This is a genomic window from Leisingera thetidis, assembly GCF_025857195.1.
GTDB classification, from domain to species: Bacteria; Pseudomonadota; Alphaproteobacteria; order Rhodobacterales; family Rhodobacteraceae; genus Leisingera; species Leisingera thetidis.
The window spans coordinates 3,224,760-3,237,870 of record NZ_CP109787.1 but is presented as its reverse complement, the minus strand read 5'-3'; the positions used below and the strand labels follow the sequence as shown (position 1 = coordinate 3,237,870).

Genomic DNA, 13,111 nt, shown 5'->3' with positions numbered 1-13,111 from the left:
GTTTTCGTAGAGGGCCGCCATAGAGATGGATCCTTAGGTAGTACGTCGTGTCTGGCGATGCAGAGGTTCTCTGTTGAGGAAAGCATTCGTTGCGAGAAGATTGCTTTCAGGACGAGTGCAGCGAAAAGTGGGCTAGTGGTTAATAAGTAGCATATGAACCCGCCGCTTATGTTCCTGCACGATCAAAAACATGTTTTTGTACTTGAAAGTGTGCCGACCTTTCGGCCCAGATTGAACTTGCCCGGATACCCCCCTGACACTTTGAATTTTCGCAACTGCTGCGGGGAGGGCTTCTTTCAAGCTGCTTTTAGGTTTGATGTGGACTGTGCAAAGCTCGACACTCTTGTCTTCCCGTATGGCGCCGCCGATAATTCGGCGTTTGCCATCAAACAAAACGAGCGCGTCGCCCTCAGTTGGCTCTCCTAGACCTTGAAGTTTGACACCTTCAATCGTTCGGAGCTTTGCTACGCTTTTGGTAACTTGCAGAGGAGAAGATAAGCAAACCTCTTTGAACAGGCCAAACAGTTTGTCAACGTCTGCGTTTGCGCTGGCGATAGGTGCCCAGCCGACAGCTGCAGTCGCAACAATCGACAGGGCGGCAATCTGCTTGCGGAGCCGAGCCACGGATTTACCCCTTCACCGCTTTCACGATCTTCTCGGCACCGTCTTTCAGGTCGTCGGCGGCGATCACGTCGAGGCCGGAGGTGTTGATGATCTCCTTGCCCTTCTCGACGTTGGTGCCCTCGAGCCGGACCACCAGCGGCACCTTCAGGCCGACTTCCTTGACCGCGGCGACCACGCCCTCGGCGATCACGTCGCAGCGCATGATGCCGCCGAAGATGTTGACCAGGATGCCTTTGACCTGCGGGTCGGAGGTGATGATCTTGAACGCCTCGGTGACCTTCTCCTTGGTGGCGCCGCCGCCCACGTCGAGGAAGTTGGCAGGCTCGGCGCCGTAAAGCTTGATGATGTCCATGGTGGCCATCGCCAGGCCCGCGCCGTTCACCATGCAGCCGATCTCGCCGTCCAGCGCGATGTAGTTCAGGTCGTACTTGGAGGCTTCCAGCTCTTTCGGGTCTTCCTCGGTGGTGTCGCGCAGTTCGGACACGTCGGAATGGCGGTAGACCGCGTTGCCGTCAAAGCCGACCTTGGCGTCCAGCACCTTGAGGCTGTTGTCATCGCCGACGATCAGCGGGTTGATCTCCAGCATCTCCATGTCCTTCTCGACGAAGGCCTTGTAGAGCTGGCCCATCAGCATGACGCACTGCTTGACCTGCTGGCCTTCGAGGCCCAGCGAAAAGGCGATGCGGCGGCCGTGGTAGGGCTGGTAGCCGGTGGCCGGATCAACCGAGAAGGACAGGATCTTTTCCGGGGTGGCGGCGGCCACTTCCTCGATGTCCATGCCGCCCTCGGTGGAGCAGACAAAGGAGATGCGCGAGGTCTGGCGGTCCACCAGCAGCGCCAGGTACAGCTCGGTTTTGATGCCGGAGCCGGCCTCGATGTAGATGCGGTTCACCTGCTTGCCGGCCGGGCCGGTCTGATGGGTGACCAGGGTGCGGCCCAGCATCTTCTTGGCTTCCTCGGCGGCTTCCTCCACCGATTTGGTCAGCCGTACGCCGCCTTTTTCACCGGCATCGGCTTCCTTGAAGGAGCCCTTGCCGCGGCCGCCTGCGTGGATCTGCGCCTTGACCACCCAGAGCGGGCCATCGAGTTCACCGGCGGCGGTCTTGGCGTCTTCGGCTTTCAGCACCACGCGTCCGTCGGACACCGGGGCACCGTAGCTGCGAAGAAGGGCTTTGGCCTGATATTCGTGGATGTTCATCTGAAACTGTCCCGTCTGGCTGCAATTGTCTGCTGTTCAATAGGCCGTCATAACGCCAACTGTTAAAGGCTTTTTTGACAGGGGGCAGGGAAATGGGGAAGATTTTCAAGTTTTGTGATCACGGTTTTTGGGGGTGTGATCACAAATTACCGGAGGCTTAACGGCGGTGATTCGAGACTGGCCTTCGGAGGCCGTGCCCGCCGCATCATGGATCAAAAGCGTCTTCGGCCGGCCCCGGGACCTGGCGGCAAAAGAAAAGGGCCCGCCAGAAGCGGGCCCCTTGATCTGCAGCTCGGTGCAGCGCTCAGGCCAGCGAGGCGTCGATGCCCTTGCAGGCCTCGACCAGGCCTTTGACAGCGTTGACCGAGTTGTCGAACATCGCCTGCTCTTCTTCGTTCAGCTGGATGTTGACGATCTTTTCGATGCCGCCGGCGCCGATCACGGTGGGCACGCCCACATACATGTCCTTGACGCCGATCTCGCCGGTGCAATAGGCGGCGCAGGGCAGCACGCGTTTCTGGTCTTTCAGATAGGCTTCGGCCATTTCGATGGCGCTGGTGGCCGGCGCATAGAAGGCGGAGCCGGTTTTCAGCAGGCCGACGATCTCGGCGCCGCCGTCACGGGTGCGCTGCAGGATCGCGTCGAGGCGTTCCTGGGTGGTCCAGCCCATCTTGACCAGGTCGGGCAGCGGGATGCCGGCCACGGTGGAGTAGCGCACCGACGGCACCATGGTGTCGCCGTGGCCGCCCAGCACAAATGCGGTGACGTCCTTCATCGACACGCCGAACTCTTCGGCCAGGAAGTGGCGGAAGCGGGCGGAGTCCAGTACGCCGGCCATGCCGCAGACCTTGTTGGCGGGCAGGCCCGAGAACTGCTGCAGCGCCCAGACCATCGCGTCCAGCGGGTTGGTGATGCAGATGACGAAGGCGTCCGGCGCGTGGTCGCGGATGCCTTCGCCCACCGACTTCATCACCTTCAGGTTGATGCCGAGCAGGTCGTCGCGGCTCATGCCCGGCTTGCGCGGCACGCCGGCGGTGACGATGCAGACGTCGGCGCCGGCGATGTCCTCATAGGACTGGGTGCCCTTGAGGCTGGCGTCGAAGCCTTCGGAGGGACCGGACTCCGCGATGTCCAGCGCCTTGCCTTCGGGGATGCCTTCGGCGATGTCGAACAAAACGACGTCGCCCAGTTCCTTGAGGGCTGCGAGGTGCGCGAGGGTGCCGCCGATCTGACCTGCGCCGATGAGGGCGATTTTGGGTCGTGCCATTGGTAAATGTCTCCGGTCCGGTTGAAATTTCCTGATGCCTACGGCGTATCGGCCCCCCGTGCAAGGGTTCCGCACTGCGGCAAAGGCTTCGGTATACTTGTGCATGCCGTGGTGATACCGCTAAAACAGCTGGAATCCATGGGTTTCGAGGGCAGGACATGGCGGGAGCCGAAGCGGTATTTTTCGTTTTTGCTGTCCCGGCGGTCGTTTTTGCGGGCGTGTCCAAGGGCGGTTTCGGCTCCGGCGCGGCCTTTGCCTCGGCGTCGATTCTGGCGCTGGTGACCGAACCGGGCACGGCTTTGGCGCTGATGCTGCCCTTGCTGATGCTGATCGATCTGGCCGCGCTGAAAGCTTATTGGGGGCGCTGGAACCTGCGGGCGTCGCTGCTGCTGATCGCCGGCGGGCTGCCCGGCGTGGCGCTGGGCGCCTGGCTGTTTTCGGCGGTGGATGCCGATGCGATGCGGGTGCTGATCGGTGCCGTCTCGGTCGGGTTTGTGCTGTGGCAGCTGCGGGGCCGTCTTGGGCTGCAAGCGGTTGCCGGAACGCCGCTGTCCTCCGGGGCAGGGGGGCTGGCCGGGCTGGCGGTTGGCTTCACCAGCTTTGTCAGCCATGCCGGCGGGCCGCCGGCTGCTGTCTATCTGCTCAGCCTGAAGTTGCGGAAGACGGAATATCAGGCCAGCACTGTACTGATCTTCTGGGTGATCAATCTTGCCAAGGCGGTGCCGTATGCGGGGCTGGGGCTGTTCACACGTGAAACCCTGATGCTCGATCTGCTGCTGGCGCCCTTTGCGCTGCTGGGCGCCTGGCTGGGGGTGCGGCTGCATCACAGCATCCCGGAGCGCTGGTTCTTTGCGCTGACCTATGTTTTGCTGACGGTTACCGGGAGCAAGCTGATCTGGGACGGGCTGGCCTGAAGCCCCCTGCAGCCGCAGCCCGCCGCGGCCTGGAAACCTGCCTCAATAACTGCTGCTCAGGCGTCGCTGTCGGTGTCCGGCAATGCTTCTGCGAGCACTTCGTAGGACTGGCCGGAGGCGACCAGGCAGGTCATGCCATTGGGCGTGGTCACGGTGATGGTCCAGCTGCCGGTGTCGGCGGAGGCAAAGGTCTCCATCACCATGCCCTGCTGGCCCATGCCGATGCTCTGGCGGCTTTCGCCGTATTTTTCGGCCAGCCGCTTGATCACCATGTCGCGCGGCGCACAGTTGCGGCTTTGCGCGGCTGCAGGCGCGGCCGCAAGGGGCAGCGCGGCCAGTGCCATTGGCAGTGCGAGGAGTTTCATTTTCATCTCGTTTTACCCTTTCCGGAACGGCCGGACAGGGCAGGGTGCCTGACGGCAGCCCCCCGGTGTCCCTGTTCGGGCCGGTGTGTGGCGCAATTCGAAATGCAGGCCCCATGCCTGCAGGCAGCAGGCGCGGCCTGGTGCGGCGGCGGTGGTCCTGTGCCTTGATACCCTTTAGTGTGCCGGTCAGGTGCTGATAACTGGTTAACCCTGAGGGCGCTGCTAAAGCACACAATATATCAACGGCTTGCTGCAATTGCGGGGAAGGTTACGCTGCGCTGCGGCGAAATTGTTCTTGAAAGTATACAGTCGATTCTGTACCGGTTTACGCAATAAAATAACTTTGGAGAGTTTGCATGGACCCCCGCGCGCGCCCCTACCGTTCGGTTTTGTATATCCCCGGTTCCAATGCGCGCGCGCTGGAAAAGGCCAAGACCCTGCCGGTGGACGCGGTGATCTTCGATCTGGAAGACGCGGTGTCGGCGGACGAAAAACCCAATGCCCGCGCGACCTTGGCGCAGGCGCTGGAGACGGGCGGCTTTGGCGCGCGGATGAAGATCGTGCGGATCAACGGGCTGGATACGGTCTGGGGCCGCGACGATGCCATCGCCGCCGCCCGCATGAATTGCGACGCGATTCTGCTGCCCAAGGTGAACGCCCCTGCCGATCTGGATGCGCTGGCCGAGATCACCGGGGACATCCCGCTGTGGGCGATGATGGAGACCCCGCGCGGCATGCTGAATGCCGCCGCCATCGCCGCGCATCCGAAACTGCAGGGCATGGTGATGGGCACAAATGACCTCGCCAAGGAGCTGCAGACCCGCTTCCGGCCCGACCGGATGCCGATGATGGCGGGGCTGGGGCTGTGCCTGCTGGCGGCCAAGGCCGAGGGGCTGGTGATCATCGACGGTGTCTATAACGCCTTCAAGGATGTTGAGGGGCTGGCGGCGGAATGCGCGCAAGGGCGCGACATGGGGTTCGACGGCAAGACCCTGATCCACCCGGCGCAGGTCGAGACGGCCAATGCCGCCTTTGCCCCCACCGAGCGCGAGACCGAGACCGCCCGCCGCCAGATCGCCGCATTTGAAGAGGCGCAGGCCGCAGGCCAGGGTGTTGCCGTGGTCGACGGCAGGATAGTCGAGAACCTGCATGTGGCGATGGCGCGCGAAATCCTGGCAAAAGCGGATGCAATCGCCGCGCTTTCCGCATAGGTGTTAATCGACTTAACATCTGAAAGGGGCTGAAATGGCGCTGTTGATCCTGGGACTTCTGCTGTGGTGGGGCGGCCACCTGTTCAAACGGCTGGCGCCGGAGGCGCGCGCCGCGATGGGCAATGCCGGGCGCGGCGCGGTGGCGCTGGTGCTGGCCGCGGGCGTGGTGCTGATGGTGCTGGGCTACCGAAGCACGGAGTTCATCCATGTCTGGGCGCCGCCGTCCTTCATGGTGCATATCAACAACCTGATGGTGCTGATCGCCATCTGGATGATGAGCCCGGCACCGAAAAAGGGTGCGTTGCTGAATGGCATGCGGCATCCGATGCTGGCGGGTTTCAAGCTCTGGGCCGCGGCGCATCTGCTGGTCAATGGCGACCTGGCCTCGATCCTCCTGTTCGGCGGGCTGCTGGCCTGGGCGGTGGCTGAGGTCATCGTGATCAACCGGTCCGAGCCGCAGTGGCAGCCTGGTCCCAAGGGCACGCTCGCCAAGGATGCGATGTTCTTTGCCGCCTCGATTGTCCTGCTGGGGGTGATCGGCTACGTCCACGGGATGATCGGCCCGTCGCCGTTTCCGGGATAGGCCCATTGCAGGATAGGAAGCCATGAAACTGTACCGATTTTTGTCCGAGGACGACACCTCTGCCTTCTGCCACAAGGTGACGGATGCGCTGAACAAGGGCTGGGAGCTGCACGGCGGCCCGACCCAGACGTTCGATCCCGTGAAGGGGATCATGCGCTGCGGCCAGGCGGTGGTGAAGGAGGCGGACGGAACCTACACGCCTGAGACCAAACTGGGAGAACACTGATGGCCAAGACCAATCCGGCCAAGACAAATTCGGGAAGATTTTTCGAAGACTACACCGTCGGCGAAGTGATCGCCCATGCGGTGCCGCGCACGGTGTCGGGCGGCGAGCGGGCGCTGTACCATGCGCTCTACCCGGCGCGCCATGCGCTGTATTCCTCGGATGAATTTGCCCGGGCCTCTGGTCTGCCCTCGGCGCCGCTGGATGATCTGGCGGCCTTCCATGTGGTGTTCGGCAAGACGGTGCCGGATATCTCTTTGAATGCGCTGGCGAACCTCGGCTATGCCGAGGGGCGCTGGCTGCTGCCGGTCTATCCCGGCGACACGCTGCGCTCCGAATCCGAGGTGATCGGGCTCAAGCAGAACTCCAACGGCAAATCCGGCGTCGTCTATGTCCGCACCCGCGGCCTGAACCAGCGCGATGAATGCGTGATGGAATATGTGCGCTGGGTGATGGTGAGGAAACGCGACCTGGACGCCCCGGCGCCGGAAACGGTGATCCCGGAGCTGAACAAGGTGATCCCGGCGGAGCAGCTGGTGATCCCGGCGGGGCTGGACTTCAGCAATTACGATTTCACCCTGGCCGGCGAGCCGCACCGCTGGGGCGATTACGCGGTGGGCGAGACCATCGATCACGTCGATGGCGTCACCATCGAGGAAGCCGAGCACATGCTGGCGACCCGGCTGTGGCAGAACACCGCCAAGGTGCATTTCGACAATACCGCGCGCCCCGACGGCACCCGGCTGATCTATGGCGGCCATGTGATCTCCCTGGCGCGGACGCTGTCGTTCAACGGGCTGGCCAACGCGCAGATGATCGTGGGCCTGAATGGCGGCGCGCATGCCAACCCCTGCCTGTCCGGCCTGACGGTGCGGGCCTGGTCCGAGGTGCTGGACAAGGCCGACACAGACGCCCCTGGCGTCGGTGCCATCCGGCTGCGGCTGGTCGCGACGAAGGGCGGCGCGCCGTTCGAGCTGAAGGGCGGGGACGGCAAGTACCTGCCGGATGTGCTGCTGGATCTTGATTACTGGGCCCTGATGCCGAAGTGACCGGGCAGGGGGCTTTGCCCCCTCGCGCCTCTGGCGCTCACCCCCAGGATATTTTCAGCCAGAAGAACAGGGGATGCTGGCAGAAAAGTGATGACCCTGTGCGGGATTGCCGCTTAAGCTGGCGCCATGCGGGTTTTGCAGCTTCTGGTTTTTTCCATGCTCTCCCTCTGGCCGCTGCGGGCAGCGGCCTGCGAGCTGGCTTTGGTGCTGGCAGTGGATGTTTCCGGGTCGGTGGATGCCGATGAATACCGGGTGCAGATGGACGGGCTGGCGGCCGGCCTGCGCGATGGCGTGGTGTCCGAGGCGCTGGTCAAGGCGCGGGCGCAGGTGCTGCTGCTGCAATGGTCCGGCGAGTCGCGCCAGGAAGTGACATTGCCCTGGGTGCCGGTGCGCAGCTTTGGTGATGTGGAGGCGCTGGCCCGGCGGATCGAGCAGGCGCCGCGGCCCTGGCGCAACTATTCCACCGCCGTTGGCGAGGCGCTGTTTCTGGCGCTGGAGCAGTTCGCGTCCGTGCCGGAGTGCACGCGCAGGGTGATCGATATTTCCGGCGACGGGTTTTCCAATGAAGGCGTCGAGCCGCGCGAGGCGCATGGCGCGCTGTCCGCCCTGGGGGTGACCGTGAACGCCATCGCCATCGAGCAGAGCGAGCCGGATCTGACCGCCTATTTCTTTGAGAACGTGATCCGCGGCGAGGGCGCCTTTGTGGTCACCGCCGCCAGCTTTGCCGACTACCCGTCGCGGATCCGCAGGAAGCTGGTGCGGGAGGTCGCACGGCAGACCGCTGCGGTGCAGCATGGCGCAGACAGGGCCGCGGCGGCTTTGCAGTGATTTGCAGGCGGGGGGCTGATTCTGCAAAAGATTTTCAATCGGGCATTTTGTGATCACTAAATATTTGCTGTGATCACAACACGTGGCCTTTTAGCGCCAACAGCACGGAAACCTGCCGTTTTTAACCGTTCCTTCGGGTGACACGCCGTAAAAATCGGCTAAAACGTCGTCAGCTAACCGGAAAGGAGCCAACATGGCCGATGTCAATCGGGGCAACCGCCCGCTTTCGCCATTCATGATCGGGCCGTACTACCGGCCTCAGATGACGTCCATCTCGTCGATCATGGTCCGTATTACGGGTATCGCGACCCTGCTTCTGGCCCTGCTGGTGGTTTGGTGGCTGCTGGCCGCAGCGACATCCGAGACAGGTTTTGCCTTTATTGACGGGCTGCTGCGCAGCTGGCTCGGCGACTTGGTTCTTTTGGGGGCGGCCTGGGCGCTCTGGTATCACATGCTGGGCCGGCTGCGGCACGTGATCTGGGATTTCGGCTACTGCCTGGAAGTTTCAACCTCTGAAAAACTGGGGCTGGGCATGTTCATTGGCGCCACTGTCCTGACCATTCTCACTGTGCTTGTGGTGTAAGGAGCGATCTCATGCAATTTCTGACTGACCGCAAACGGGCGCAGGGGCTGGGGGCAGGCGGCACCGGGACGCACCACCATTGGCAGATGCTTGTCAGCTCGATCCTGATGGTGGCCGTGGTTCCGCTGTTCATCTTTACCTTCGGCTACGGGCTGGGCGGCACATATGAAGAGGTTCTGGCGTATTTCAGCCGGCCGTTCCCGGCCATCGTCATGGGGCTGAGCCTGATTGTGATCACACGGCACGTCATGCAGGAGGCGCATGAGGCGATCGAGGATTACATGCACGGTACCGCTGAAAAGCTCGCAATCGTCGCGGTGTCGGCCTTTGCCTACACGCTGATCGCGGCGGGCCTTTTCGCCCTCGTCAAGCTCGCCCTCTGAAAATACGCGGCAAGGAACAGATACAATGACAACAGCGTATGAATATGAAACCCACGAATACGATGTCGTGGTTGTGGGCGCCGGCGGCGCGGGTTTGCGCGCAACACTGGGCATGGCCGAGCAGGGCCTGCGCACCGCCTGCGTGACCAAGGTGTTCCCGACCCGCTCCCACACCGTGGCGGCGCAGGGCGGCATTGCCGCCAGCTTGGGCAACATGGGGCCGGACAGCTGGCAGTGGCACATGTATGACACCGTCAAGGGCTCCGACTGGCTGGGCGACACCGATGCGATGGAATACCTCGCGCGCGAGGCGCCCAAGGCGGTCTATGAGCTGGAGCATTATGGCGTGCCGTTCTCGCGCACCGAAGAGGGCAAGATCTACCAGCGCCCGTTCGGCGGCCACACCACGGAATTCGGCGAAGGCCCCGCGGTGCAGCGCACCTGTGCGGCGGCCGACCGCACCGGCCACGCGATCCTGCACACGCTCTATGGCCAGTCGCTGAAAAACAACGCGGAATTCTACATCGAGTATTTCGCCATCGACCTGATCATGTCCGAGGACGGGCAGTGCCAGGGCGTGGTGTGCTGGAAGCTGGATGACGGCACCATGCATGTCTTCAACGCCAAGATGGTGGTGCTGGCGACCGGCGGTTACGGCCGTGCGTACTTCTCCGCCACCTCGGCGCATACCTGCACCGGCGACGGCGGCGGCATGGTGGCCCGTGCGGGGCTGGCGCTGCAGGACATGGAGTTTGTGCAGTTCCACCCGACCGGCATCTATGGCTCCGGCTGCCTGATCACCGAAGGCGCGCGGGGCGAGGGCGGTTACCTCACCAACTCCGAAGGCGAACGGTTCATGGAGCGCTATGCGCCCCAGTACAAGGATCTGGCGCCGCGCGACTATGTCAGCCGCTCGATGACCATGGAAATCCGCGAGGGCCGCGGTGTCGGCGCCGAGGGCGATCATATCCACCTCAACCTCAATCATCTGCCTGCCGAAGCGCTGGCGGAGCGGCTGCCGGGGATTTCGGAAAGCGCCAAGATCTTTGCCGGCGTCGACGTCACCAAAGAGCCGATCCCGGTTCTGCCCACCGTGCATTACAACATGGGCGGCGTGCCGACCAACTACTGGGGCGAGGTGCTGAACCCATCCGCGGACAATCCGACCGCGGTGGTGCCGGGCCTGATGGCGGTGGGCGAGGCGGGCTGTGCCTCGGTGCATGGCGCCAACCGGCTCGGCTCCAACTCGCTGATCGACCTGGTGGTGTTCGGCCGCGCCTCTGCCATCCGTGCGGGCAAGGTGGTGGACGCCGACGCGCCGAACCCGGTGCTGAACCAGGCCTCCGTCGACAAGGCATTCGACCGTTTCGACACGCTGCGCAACGCCAAGGGCGGCATCCCCACTGCAGACTTGCGGCTGGAGATGCAGAAATGCATGCAGGCTGACGCGGCAGTGTTCCGCACCTCCAAGACCATGGCGGAAGGCGTCGAGAAGATGACCGCGATTGCGGCCAAGCTTGATGATCTGCAGGTGACCGACCGTTCGCTGGTCTGGAACTCCGACCTGATGGAGACGCTGGAGCTGACCAACCTGATGCCGAACGCGCTGGCCACCATCGTCGGCGCCGAAGCCCGCAAGGAAAGCCGCGGCGCCCATGCGCATGAGGATTTCACCACCCGTGACGATGAAAACTGGCGCGTCCACACCGTCTCCCGCGTGGAGGGCAGCAAGGTGGATCTCAGCTACCGCCCGGTGATCACCGATCCCTTGTCCACCGAAGCCGAAGGCGGCATCAGCCTTGCCAAAATCGCGCCCAAGGCGCGGACGTTCTAAGGAGACAGATCATGGTTCAATTCAGCCTCCCGAAGAACTCCAAGATCACCACCGGCAAGACCTGGCCCAAGCCGGAGGGTGCCGCCAATGTGCGCAAGTTCAAGATCTACCGCTGGAACCCGGACGACGGCCAGAACCCGCGGGTCGATACCTATTTCCTCGACATGGACAAATGCGGCCCGATGGTGCTGGACGCGCTGATCAAGATCAAGAACGAGATCGACCCGACGCTGACCTTCCGCCGCTCCTGCCGCGAAGGCATCTGCGGCTCCTGCGCGATGAACATCGACGGCATCAACACGCTGGCCTGCATCTATGGCATGGACGAGATCAAGGGCGATGTGGCGATCTATCCGCTGCCGCATATGCCGGTGGTCAAGGACCTGATCCCCGATCTGACGCATTTCTATGCCCAGCATGCCTCGATCATGCCCTGGCTGGAGACCAAGACCAACCGCCCGGCGAAGGAGTGGAAGCAGTCGATCGAGGACCGCAAGAAGCTGGACGGGCTTTATGAATGCGTGATGTGCGCCAGCTGCTCGACCTCCTGCCCGAGCTACTGGTGGAACGGCGACCGCTACCTGGGGCCGGCCGCGCTGCTGCACGCCTACCGCTGGATCATCGACAGCCGGGATGAGGCAACGCCGGAGCGGCTGGACCAGCTGGAGGATCCGTTCAAGCTGTACCGCTGCCACACCATCATGAACTGCGCCAAGACCTGCCCCAAGGGGCTGAACCCGGCCAAGGCAATTGCGCATATCAAGCAGATGATGGTCGAACGCACCGTTTGATCTGAAAAACCCGATCCGCAAGGATCCGCCGCCCTCAGGCCATGCAAATTGCCCTGCCCCCGGTTTCCTGCGAAACCGGGGGTATGTTTTTGGCTGGCATTGGATTTCGGATATGAAACCTCTTGGATGTGTGCTGGGTGCGCTGATTGCCCTGGCGGGCTGCATGACGGCCACGGATCATGACCGCATCGGCGCCCAGCTGGCGGCCACCGATAGCCGCATCCCCGGCTGCATCGGCGCGGCGGGCATCACCGGGCAATACCGGGTGCGGACAGAGTTTCTGGGCCATGGCGCCGGTGCAACGGTTCTGCGCGTGGTGCAGCCGGGGCCGAATGTGACAGAAGCGCAGGCGGCCGAGGCGACCTCCTGCATCAACGCGTGACATAAACCGGTTGAGCCACGGCGGCAGCGGCCCTAGGCTGCCGGAATGCAACCGCATGTTTTTGCCATTCTTTTGGCCGGGTTTGCCGGTCTTTCGATGCCGCTGGGCGGGCTGCTGGCCTGGTGCGAGCACATCCGCAACCCAACGCTGCGCGATGAGGTGCTGCATGCCGTTGCAGCCTTTGGCGGCGGGGCGCTGACCTCGGCGGTTGCGCTGGTGCTGGTGCCGGAAGCGGCCGGGGCGCTGCCGGCCTTGCTGGCGGTGCTGCTGTTCGCCGCGGGCGGGGGCGTTTTCTTTGCAGCGGACATGTGGCTGCAAAAGCGCGGCGGCAGCGGCGCGCTTCTGGTGGCGATGCTGCTGGATTACCTGCCGGAAGCGATGGCGCTGGGGGCCATGCTGGTGGCCGACGCCGCCACCGCCCGGCTGCTGGCGCTGATGATCTTCCTGCAGAACCTGCCGGAAGGCTTTGCCGCCTTCCGTGAGATCTGGCGCGGCAGCAGCCCGGCCTGGCACATTCTGCTGGCCTTTCTGGGGCTGGCGGCCCTGGGGCCGCTCTGCGCCCTGGCGGGGCTGATCTGGCTGTCGGATGCCCGCGGGGTGCTGGGGGCGATCATGATCTTTGCCGCGGGCGGCATCCTTTACCTGCTGTTCCAGGACATCGCTCCCAAGGCCCATTCCAGCCGCAGCAGCCTGCCCGCCTTGGGCGCGGTTGCGGGCTTTGCCCTGGGGCTGGCCGGGGATCTGCTGGCGGGCTGAGGAAGGCCCGCTGGGGGTGCAATGTGGTGGCTGCATGGCGCCTTTGCCCATTCGGCTGCTGCATCGGGCGCGGGCGGAGCGTATCTTCCGGGACGAGGGAGGAGTATGCCAGACTATGGA

General features: G+C 63.5%; 16 protein-coding genes. 12 read left to right on the top strand and 4 right to left on the bottom strand.

Annotation, left to right across the window (positions count from 1 at the left end; translation table 11 throughout):
* Positions 1–132 precede the first annotated feature (132 nt).
* From OKQ63_RS15555 to mdh, 3 genes are all read right to left on the bottom strand, one after another.
* A complete protein-coding gene (locus OKQ63_RS15555) occupies positions 133–624 on the bottom strand; it encodes a hypothetical protein (protein ID WP_264210952.1) in 492 nt (163 codons plus the stop codon).
* 4 nt (positions 625–628) lie between these two features.
* Complete coding sequence (sucC, locus tag OKQ63_RS15550) at positions 629–1,822, bottom strand: ADP-forming succinate--CoA ligase subunit beta (RefSeq protein ID WP_264210951.1); 1,194 nt, start codon at positions 1,820–1,822, stop codon at positions 629–631.
* Between the two features lie 304 nt (positions 1,823–2,126).
* The gene (gene mdh / locus OKQ63_RS15545; RefSeq protein ID WP_264210950.1) at positions 2,127–3,089 is read right to left on the bottom strand and encodes a malate dehydrogenase; all 963 of its coding nucleotides are present in this window, start codon (positions 3,087–3,089) and stop codon (positions 2,127–2,129) included.
* 158 nt (positions 3,090–3,247) lie between these two features.
* On the opposite strand from mdh, the gene OKQ63_RS15540 reads away from it, so the two are divergent.
* The gene (locus OKQ63_RS15540) at positions 3,248–4,003 is read left to right on the top strand and encodes a sulfite exporter TauE/SafE family protein (RefSeq protein WP_264210949.1); all 756 of its coding nucleotides are present in this window, start codon (positions 3,248–3,250) and stop codon (positions 4,001–4,003) included.
* 56 nt (positions 4,004–4,059) lie between these two features.
* Here OKQ63_RS15540 and OKQ63_RS15535 read toward each other — a convergent pair whose 3' ends face one another.
* Entirely contained in the window at positions 4,060–4,374 is a 315-nt protein-coding gene (locus OKQ63_RS15535; protein WP_264210948.1) for a hypothetical protein, read from the bottom strand.
* A 350-nt stretch (positions 4,375–4,724) separates the two neighbouring features.
* On the opposite strand from OKQ63_RS15535, the gene OKQ63_RS15530 reads away from it, so the two are divergent.
* The 11 genes from OKQ63_RS15530 to OKQ63_RS15480 all read left to right on the top strand — a co-directional run bounded on the left by OKQ63_RS15530 (position 4,725) and on the right by OKQ63_RS15480 (position 12,991).
* The gene (locus OKQ63_RS15530) at positions 4,725–5,579 is read left to right on the top strand and encodes an HpcH/HpaI aldolase/citrate lyase family protein (protein ID WP_264210947.1); all 855 of its coding nucleotides are present in this window, start codon (positions 4,725–4,727) and stop codon (positions 5,577–5,579) included.
* 34 nt (positions 5,580–5,613) lie between these two features.
* Complete coding sequence (locus tag OKQ63_RS15525; protein ID WP_264210946.1) at positions 5,614–6,162, top strand: NnrU family protein; 549 nt, start codon at positions 5,614–5,616, stop codon at positions 6,160–6,162.
* Positions 6,163–6,184: 22 nt separating this feature from the next.
* Positions 6,185–6,388, top strand: a complete 204-nt coding sequence (locus OKQ63_RS15520) for a DUF1737 domain-containing protein (RefSeq protein ID WP_264210945.1) — start codon at positions 6,185–6,187, stop codon at positions 6,386–6,388.
* The gene (locus tag OKQ63_RS15515) at positions 6,388–7,434 is read left to right on the top strand and encodes a MaoC family dehydratase (protein WP_264210944.1); all 1,047 of its coding nucleotides are present in this window, start codon (positions 6,388–6,390) and stop codon (positions 7,432–7,434) included. The genes OKQ63_RS15520 and OKQ63_RS15515 overlap by 1 nt, the downstream gene beginning before the upstream one ends.
* A gap of 126 nt (positions 7,435–7,560) precedes the next feature.
* Complete coding sequence (locus tag OKQ63_RS15510) at positions 7,561–8,262, top strand: DUF1194 domain-containing protein (protein WP_264210943.1); 702 nt, start codon at positions 7,561–7,563, stop codon at positions 8,260–8,262.
* Positions 8,263–8,455: 193 nt separating this feature from the next.
* Positions 8,456–8,845, top strand: coding sequence for a succinate dehydrogenase, cytochrome b556 subunit (gene sdhC, locus OKQ63_RS15505; protein WP_264210942.1), 390 nt, complete (start codon positions 8,456–8,458; stop codon positions 8,843–8,845).
* Between the two features lie 11 nt (positions 8,846–8,856).
* Positions 8,857–9,228: a succinate dehydrogenase, hydrophobic membrane anchor protein gene (gene sdhD, locus OKQ63_RS15500; RefSeq protein ID WP_264210941.1), complete on the top strand. Its 372-nt coding sequence runs from the start codon at positions 8,857–8,859 to the stop codon at positions 9,226–9,228.
* 25 nt (positions 9,229–9,253) lie between these two features.
* Positions 9,254–11,062 carry a succinate dehydrogenase flavoprotein subunit gene (gene sdhA / locus OKQ63_RS15495; protein WP_264210940.1) on the top strand — a complete coding sequence of 603 codons (1,809 nt, stop codon included), beginning with the start codon at positions 9,254–9,256 and terminating at the stop codon, positions 11,060–11,062.
* 11 nt (positions 11,063–11,073) lie between these two features.
* Positions 11,074–11,853 carry a succinate dehydrogenase iron-sulfur subunit gene (locus OKQ63_RS15490; RefSeq protein ID WP_264210939.1) on the top strand — a complete coding sequence of 260 codons (780 nt, stop codon included), beginning with the start codon at positions 11,074–11,076 and terminating at the stop codon, positions 11,851–11,853.
* A gap of 112 nt (positions 11,854–11,965) precedes the next feature.
* Positions 11,966–12,235: a hypothetical protein gene (locus tag OKQ63_RS15485; RefSeq protein ID WP_264210938.1), complete on the top strand. Its 270-nt coding sequence runs from the start codon at positions 11,966–11,968 to the stop codon at positions 12,233–12,235.
* Positions 12,236–12,280: 45 nt separating this feature from the next.
* Positions 12,281–12,991, top strand: coding sequence for a ZIP family metal transporter (locus OKQ63_RS15480; protein WP_264210937.1), 711 nt, complete (start codon positions 12,281–12,283; stop codon positions 12,989–12,991).
* Positions 12,992–13,111: the final 120 nt, after the last annotated feature.

Bases quoted from the DNA above. Each gene is read 5' to 3' on its own strand.
- OKQ63_RS15525 (WP_264210946.1), top strand. From the start codon at position 5,614: ATGGCGCTGTTGATCCTGGGACTTCTGCTGTGGTGGGGCGGCCACCTG.
- OKQ63_RS15510 (WP_264210943.1), top strand. From the start codon at position 7,561: ATGCGGGTTTTGCAGCTTCTGGTTTTTTCCATGCTCTCCCTCTGGCCG.
- sdhD (WP_264210941.1), top strand. From the start codon at position 8,857: ATGCAATTTCTGACTGACCGCAAACGGGCGCAGGGGCTGGGGGCAGGC.
- OKQ63_RS15530 (WP_264210947.1), top strand. From the start codon at position 4,725: ATGGACCCCCGCGCGCGCCCCTACCGTTCGGTTTTGTATATCCCCGGT.
- sucC (WP_264210951.1), bottom strand. From the start codon at position 1,822: ATGAACATCCACGAATATCAGGCCAAAGCCCTTCTTCGCAGCTACGGT.
- sdhC (WP_264210942.1), top strand. From the start codon at position 8,456: ATGGCCGATGTCAATCGGGGCAACCGCCCGCTTTCGCCATTCATGATC.
- OKQ63_RS15485 (WP_264210938.1), top strand. From the start codon at position 11,966: ATGAAACCTCTTGGATGTGTGCTGGGTGCGCTGATTGCCCTGGCGGGC.
- OKQ63_RS15520 (WP_264210945.1), top strand. From the start codon at position 6,185: ATGAAACTGTACCGATTTTTGTCCGAGGACGACACCTCTGCCTTCTGC.
- OKQ63_RS15535 (WP_264210948.1), bottom strand. From the start codon at position 4,374: ATGAAAATGAAACTCCTCGCACTGCCAATGGCACTGGCCGCGCTGCCC.
- OKQ63_RS15540 (WP_264210949.1), top strand. From the start codon at position 3,248: ATGGCGGGAGCCGAAGCGGTATTTTTCGTTTTTGCTGTCCCGGCGGTC.
- sdhA (WP_264210940.1), top strand. From the start codon at position 9,254: ATGACAACAGCGTATGAATATGAAACCCACGAATACGATGTCGTGGTT.
- OKQ63_RS15515 (WP_264210944.1), top strand. From the start codon at position 6,388: ATGGCCAAGACCAATCCGGCCAAGACAAATTCGGGAAGATTTTTCGAA.
- OKQ63_RS15480 (WP_264210937.1), top strand. From the start codon at position 12,281: ATGCAACCGCATGTTTTTGCCATTCTTTTGGCCGGGTTTGCCGGTCTT.
- mdh (WP_264210950.1), bottom strand. From the start codon at position 3,089: ATGGCACGACCCAAAATCGCCCTCATCGGCGCAGGTCAGATCGGCGGC.
- OKQ63_RS15490 (WP_264210939.1), top strand. From the start codon at position 11,074: ATGGTTCAATTCAGCCTCCCGAAGAACTCCAAGATCACCACCGGCAAG.